5 protein-coding genes and 1 pseudogene are annotated in these 4,588 nt (G+C 69.1%); 4 read left to right on the top strand and 2 right to left on the bottom strand.

The genetic code is table 11. From position 1 onward, the window contains the following. The 3 genes from hutI to QZT59_RS18470 form a co-directional block, all read left to right on the top strand. Window positions 1-1,113, top strand: a 1,113-nt coding sequence (gene hutI / locus QZT59_RS18480) for an imidazolonepropionase (RefSeq protein ID WP_290819351.1), incomplete at its 5' end; no start/stop codon positions are given. Continuing rightward, a complete protein-coding gene (gene hutH / locus QZT59_RS18475) occupies window positions 1,106-2,737 on the top strand; it encodes a histidine ammonia-lyase (protein WP_290819350.1) in 1,632 nt (543 codons plus the stop codon). The genes hutI and hutH, both read left to right, overlap by 8 nt. Window positions 2,738-2,823: 86 nt before the next feature. After that, window positions 2,824-3,351, top strand: a complete 528-nt coding sequence (locus QZT59_RS18470) for a DUF5813 family protein (protein ID WP_290819349.1) — start codon at window positions 2,824-2,826, stop codon at window positions 3,349-3,351. 54 nt (window positions 3,352-3,405) lie between these two features. On the opposite strand, the gene QZT59_RS18465 is transcribed toward QZT59_RS18470, so the two are convergent. Both QZT59_RS18465 and QZT59_RS18460 read right to left on the bottom strand, forming a co-directional pair. Continuing rightward, entirely contained in the window at window positions 3,406-3,636 is a 231-nt protein-coding gene (locus tag QZT59_RS18465) for an Lrp/AsnC family transcriptional regulator (protein WP_290819348.1), read from the bottom strand. Continuing rightward, window positions 3,636-4,331: a TrkA family potassium uptake protein gene (locus tag QZT59_RS18460; protein WP_290819347.1), complete on the bottom strand. Its 696-nt coding sequence runs from the start codon at window positions 4,329-4,331 to the stop codon at window positions 3,636-3,638. The genes QZT59_RS18465 and QZT59_RS18460 overlap by 1 nt, the downstream gene beginning before the upstream one ends. 138 nt (window positions 4,332-4,469) lie before the next feature. On the opposite strand from QZT59_RS18460, the pseudogene QZT59_RS18455 reads away from it, so the two are divergent. Further along, window positions 4,470-4,588, top strand: a pseudogene (locus QZT59_RS18455) (Lrp/AsnC family transcriptional regulator); the annotation flags it as partial.

Here is a 4,588-nt window from a genome sequence, read left to right as displayed (position 1 = left end):
GCGGTCGCCGCCGCGGGCCAGACCGACGACGTGATTCGGGCGTACCCACCCGAGAACGCGACCACCGCGATCGACGCCTCAGGCCGGAGTGTCGTCCCCGGGTTCGTCGACTCGCACACCCACTCGCTGTTCGCGGGCGAGCGCGCCGACGAGTTCGCCGCCCGGCTCCGCGGCGCAGATTACCAGGAGATCCTCGCCGAGGGCGGCGGCATTCTCCGGACCGTCAGCGCCGTCCGCGAGGCCAGCGAGGAGGAGCTCGTCGCGAACCTCACGCGCCAGCTCGACGTCACGCTCGCCCACGGCGCGACGACCGTCGAGGTGAAATCCGGCTACGGCCTCGACCGCGAGACCGAGCTCCGTATGCTCGCGGCGATCGACGCCGCCGGCGCCGACCACCCCGTCGACGTCGTTCCCACGTTCATGGGCGCCCACGCCGTCCCCGAGGGTGCCGACGCCGAGGAGTACACGTCCCGCGTCGTCGACCAACAGCTGCCCGCCGTCGGCGACCAGGGGATCGCGCAGTTCTGTGACGTCTTCTGCGAGGAAGACGTCTTCACGCCCGAGCAGAGCCAGCGCGTGCTGACGGCCGGTCGCGACCACGGCCTCGCCCCCAAGATTCACGCCGAGGAGTTCGCCCACACCGGCGGCGCCGCGGTCGCCGCAGAGCTCGAGGCGGTGAGCGCGGATCACCTCCTGCAGGCGACCGACGAGGACGCCCGGGAACTGGCCGAGGCTGACGTCGTCGCCACGCTACTGCCTGCGGCCGCCTTCTCGCTCGGCACCGAGTACGCGAGTCCGGACCGGTTCCACGACGCAGGCGCTCGCGTCGCGCTCGCCTCGGATTTTAACCCGAACTGTCACGCCCAGTCGATGGCGCTGACGATCGCACTCGCCTGCGTCGAGATGCGGATGACGCCCGAAGCCGCGCTCGTCGCGGCGACGAGAAACGGTGCAGCCGCACTCGATCTCACCGACGGGACGGGCACGCTTCGTCCGGGCGCGCCGGGTGACCTGCTCGTCCTCGACGCACCGAGTCACGTCTACGTCCCCTACAGCCTCGGCGTGAACCGGGTCGAGACGGTACTGAAAGGAGGGAAGCGGGTCCATGGCTGAGGAGTCGCCGACTGGCTCGGATCCCACGGCGGTCGACCCAGGCGAGCCGGTCTCGATCGACGGCGAGTCGCTGTCTCCCGAGGCGGTAGCGCGCGTCGTCCGCCACGACGCGCCGGTCGAGCTCACGGACGAGGCCCGCGACCGGATCGAACTCGCACGCGAGCGGGTCGCCGACGTCGTCGAGTCGGGAGAGGCCGTCTACGGCGTCAACACCGGCTTCGGCGAGCTGGTCGACGAGCGGATCGCGCCCGACGAACTCGAGCGCCTCCAGCACAACCTGTTGCGTAGTCACGCGTCCGGTGCGGGCCGCGAACTCGACCGCGAGGAGGTGCGCGCACTGCTCTGTACGCGACTCAACGCGCTCGCGAAGGGCTATTCGGGGGTCCGCCCGGTCGTCGTCGACCACCTCGCGGCGATGCTCAACGAGGGTATTCACCCGGTGGTCCGCTCGCGCGGGAGTCTGGGCGCCAGCGGCGACCTCGCGCCACTCGCGCACATGGCGCTCGTCCTGATCGGCGAGGGCGCCGCAGACGTCGAGAGTCAGGGAGAAGGCGAAGGTGACTGCCGTCGCCTCCCTGGGGATGAGGCGCTCGCGACCGCGGGCCTCGAACCCCTCTCGCTCGCCCCGAAGGAGGGGCTGGCGCTGATCAACGGCACCCAGCTGACGGTCGGGCTCGCCGCGCTGGTCGTCGTCGACGCCGGACGGCTACTCGATGCGGCCGACGCCGCCGGTGCGCTCACGACGGAGGTGACGATGGGATCGACGGCCACCGCACACCCATCGTTGCACGAGGTGCGCCCGCACGCCGGCCAGCGCGAGAGCGCCGCCCGGATCCGCGCGCTCACCGCTGACTCGGAGATCGTCGAGAGTCACCGCAACTGCGACCGCGTCCAGGACGCTTACTCGTTGCGCTGTCTCCCGCAGGTCCACGGTGCGGTTCGGGACGCGCTCGCTCACCTGCGAGAGGCCGTCGAGATCGAGCTCAACAGCGCGACCGACAACCCGCTGGTGTTCGACGCGGCCGACGCCGATCCGCGCGCCAGCGGCACGGACCGTGCGGCGGTGCTCTCGGGCGGAAACTTCCACGGCGAGCCCCTCGCGCTCCGCCTGGACTATCTGACCGGGGCGCTCACCGAACTCGCCGCCATCAGCGAACGGCGAGTCGACCGGATCCTGAATCCGAACCTGCAAGAGCCACACCTGCCGCCGTTTCTCGCCCCCGAAAGCGGCGTCCAGTCGGGCTACATGATCGCTCAATATACCGCCGCCTCGCTCGTCAACGAAAACCGCTCGCTGGGCCGCCCGTCGATCGACAACACGCCCGTCTCCGGCGGGCAGGAAGATCACGTCAGCATGAGTTCCCAGTCTGCGCTCCACACGCGGACCGCGCTCGAGAACGCCCGTCACGTGATCGCGACGGAGCTCTGTGCGGCGGCCGAAGCCGCCGAGTACGTCGACGACGGCCTGGCCCACGGCGTCGGTACCGCCGCGGTGTACGAACTCGTTCGCGAGGCGGTCCCGCCGCTCGCCGAAGATCGACCGCTGACCGACGACGTCGAACGAGTGTCAGGTCTGATCGCGGACGGCACCGTCCAGGCGAGGATCGATTCTACGCAAGAGTGAGACGGCGGCCGGTCGCAGCCAGAGTCGACACGCCCTGTCGGACCATAACGCAACGCCCTTTTTCGTCCGCTACCTGGTCACGAACGATGACCGACGACAGCTCGCTACCGGAGGCGGTCGAGCGCGCGCTCGCCGACCACGAGGCGTTCGAGCCAGCCGACGAGGGGTACGCGCTGACGACGACCGTCTTCGACGCGCGCGTCGACGCCGAGCCCGCCGACGGCGAGCGTGACGGCGAGTTCGCAGTGACCGTCCGACTGCCGTCGCTCGACGCGGCGGTTGCCGGCGAGACCGTCGCCGCCGTCGTCGAAGACGACTGGGCCGACACCTTCGAGCGGCGACTCGCCGACGTCTTCTCGGTCGCCCGGACGGGAACCCATGAGGAACCGGCCGTCGAGAGGGCGCCTTCGGAGCTCCGCGTGGTCCTCGAGTACACCGCCTGGGACGCCGAGGAGGGCGTCGCAGACGCCAAAACGCTGATCGAGTACGTCGAGGGAACGTACGCCCAGGGGCTGATCCCCGGCTACGACTACCGCGGCGAGGCGGCGACGCTCCTGGAGACGGCCCAGAGCCGGGGCCAGGAGGCGGCCGACGGCGACGGAACGCCGCTGTAGCTCGCGGAGCTATCCGAACGCTATCGACCCATGGCGACTGTCCGGTGAAACGGATCAGTTCATCGCGATGTAGGTCTGGGTTCCTTCGACGCCGTCGACGCCCTGTATGTGCGTGGCCGCGATGTCCTTGACTGCGGCTGGAGAGTCGACGTTTGCCTTCGCGATGAGGTCGACGTCGCCGGCGACGATGTGGGCCGACTCGACGCCGTCGATCGCTTCGATCCCTTCTCGGAGCCGATCCGCCTCGCCCGTGTTCGCTTTGATCATGATGAACGCAGTAACCATCAGTTGACACCTCCAGGGTCCGCGGTTGCACGGCCGGCCGTCCGGCCGACGACGATCTGTCGGACGTCACTCAACACCTCGAAGTCGGCGAGGACGACGAGCCGGTCGCCGATCGCGAGCGACTCGTCGGCGTCAGGAATGGCGTACTGGCCGCCTTCCTTCCTGAACGCGAGGACCGTCGCGTCTGCCGGCAACTGGAGCTCGCTGATCGTGTAGCCGGCGACCGGCGAGTCGGCTGTGATCGTCAGTTCGACGACCTGCAGGTGCTGGGCGATGTCCGCGATCGCACGGATGGTCCCCCCGAGCAAGGCGTTTTTCGCGCCGATAGCGCCCAGTCGCTCGGGATAGATCACCTCGTCGACCTCGTCGGCGTACTTGCGGTAGATCTCCTCGCGATAGTCCTCGTCGATGCGCATGATCGTCCGGCAGCCGCGGTGTTTGGCGATCATGCAGGCGGCGAAGTTGACGTTGAGGTCGCCGGTGAGCGCGCCGAGCGCGTCGGCGTCCCCGATTCCCGCCTCCAGCAGGAGTTCCTCGCGGGAGCCGTCGCCCTCGACGACGTCGAAACCGTTCGAACGGGCACGGCGGATCATCGCCTCGTCGCGCTCGATGAGCGTCACCTCGTGACCCTCTTCGCGGAGGACCCGTCCCGTGCGCAACCCGACTCGGCCGGCTCCGACGATGACGAATCGCATGCCATGCGATACGCTCGCACCCGTCAATAAGCTTGCCCCGACGGCGATGGCAAAGCGATCCGACGCCGTCACTGAGCCAAAGCGTCGCGCCACGGGCCGGGAAAGGCTTTAGTCGTGTCAGAGTGTATCACACCGGAGATGGTCCACGCGTTCATCATGGTGAAGACCACCGCCGGAAAGTCCGAGGGGCTGCTCGAAGCGATCCACGACGTCGAGTCGGTCACCGCCGCCCACATCGTCGCCGGCAACTTCGACAT

It is taken from the genome of Halovivax sp. (assembly GCA_007119345.1).
Classification (GTDB): domain Archaea; phylum Halobacteriota; class Halobacteria; order Halobacteriales; family Natrialbaceae; genus Halovivax.
Note: the sequence above shows the minus strand (reverse complement) of the source record. Positions and strands in the feature narration are given on the sequence as shown.

What these genes read in the sequence shown, in the direction of transcription:
- QZT59_RS18460 (WP_290819347.1), bottom strand. Translation starts at nt 4,331, where the DNA reads ATGCGATTCGTCATCGTCGGAGCCGGCCGAGTCGGGTTGCGCACGGGA.
- hutH (WP_290819350.1), top strand. Translation starts at nt 1,106, where the DNA reads ATGGCTGAGGAGTCGCCGACTGGCTCGGATCCCACGGCGGTCGACCCA.
- QZT59_RS18470 (WP_290819349.1), top strand. Translation starts at nt 2,824, where the DNA reads ATGACCGACGACAGCTCGCTACCGGAGGCGGTCGAGCGCGCGCTCGCC.
- QZT59_RS18465 (WP_290819348.1), bottom strand. Translation starts at nt 3,636, where the DNA reads ATGGTTACTGCGTTCATCATGATCAAAGCGAACACGGGCGAGGCGGAT.